This window comes from Nitrososphaera sp. (genome assembly GCF_050748925.1).
In the GTDB taxonomy this organism is placed as follows: domain Archaea; phylum Thermoproteota; class Nitrososphaeria; order Nitrososphaerales; family Nitrososphaeraceae; genus Nitrososphaera.
This window is the reverse complement of the sequence record NZ_JBOGQF010000256.1, coordinates 1-1,114: the sequence shown is the minus strand read 5'-3', so window position 1 is coordinate 1,114 and position 1,114 is coordinate 1. Positions and strand designations below refer to the sequence as shown.

Genomic DNA, 1,114 nt, shown 5'->3' with positions numbered 1-1,114 from the left:
TTGCTATTGCTCTTTGTTCCCCTGAGCGCCTCTGCCGAGGAACCTATCGAGCTAGAGAACTCCAATTACACTTTTGTCGATTCGGAAGGATTTACAAACATAGTGGGTGTCGTCAACAACCGCGGGCACGAGCCCATAGGGGTGACGATGGCCCTTGACGTCGTCGACAGCGCCGGCGCAAATTCGGCCCTCCTGGCGGAGCCCTATGGCAGCGTGATATTTCCCGGAAAAGGCGCGCCGTTCAAGTTCAGGGTGCAAGACGACCTGACATTTAAAGGCAAGCCTTATGTCCTAAAAGTCGAGCAGATCAACCTGCCCTTTTATGACGCGCTCGTGCTAAACTATACCAACATGGCAGTAGGCGAAGGAAAAGTGCTCACCGGGACCGTAAAGAACACCGGCTCTTTTGAAGTGCGCAACGTAGCGATATACGCTTCAGTCCACAACGAAGGCATGGTAAACCTCGACTCTGCAATAAGCAACGTGATACCTTCCCTTGCGCCGGGACAGGAGGCGGCCTTTACCGCGGCACCCGATCCTGCAGTCAGGACAGGCGTCTATTACTACAGCTGCGCCGGCTTTGACCTTGAAGCGCCTATAACCACCCTCCCGACCGGCGACGGCAAGTTCATCGCGTACGATCTGGAGGCGCTGGCAAAGATAAGCAGCATGCGCTACGACAACTCGACTGACAGCATTGCATTTGGGATAAAGCACTACAACCCCGCCGGCGGGCAGGCCGTGCTGAAATTCCCGCAGCTGTACCAGAACCAGACGGTGGCGGTAATAATGGACGCCGAGCCGTACGACGGGGCGTCGATCATGATGGACGGCAAGACAGTGCACATCGACATGTTTGTCCCGCCCGGCGACCACGAAGTAAAGGTGCAGGGCGTCAGGGTGATGCCTGAATTCCCGTTTGCCGTCCTCGGGCTCGCAGCGGCCATATCCGCGATGGTAGTGGCGGCGAGAAAGGCAGCATTTAAAATCTCGTGAACTTTTTAAAAAAGTCGTGCACTGCGCCAAGATAACAAAGTCGCCTGCAGGCTGCAAGCTAGATCTGTACGATGCAAGCCTGACGCTCCTAGAGTCAGAGTCGTTTGCAGACCTGTAC

At 55.6% G+C, this 1,114-nt stretch carries 1 protein-coding gene; it reads left to right on the top strand.

What is annotated here, in order from left to right; translation table 11 throughout:
* Positions 1–996, top strand: a 996-nt coding sequence (locus ACREAY_RS12075; protein ID WP_431756013.1) for an FxLYD domain-containing protein, incomplete at its 5' end; no start/stop codon positions are given.
* Positions 997–1,114 lie beyond the last annotated feature (118 nt).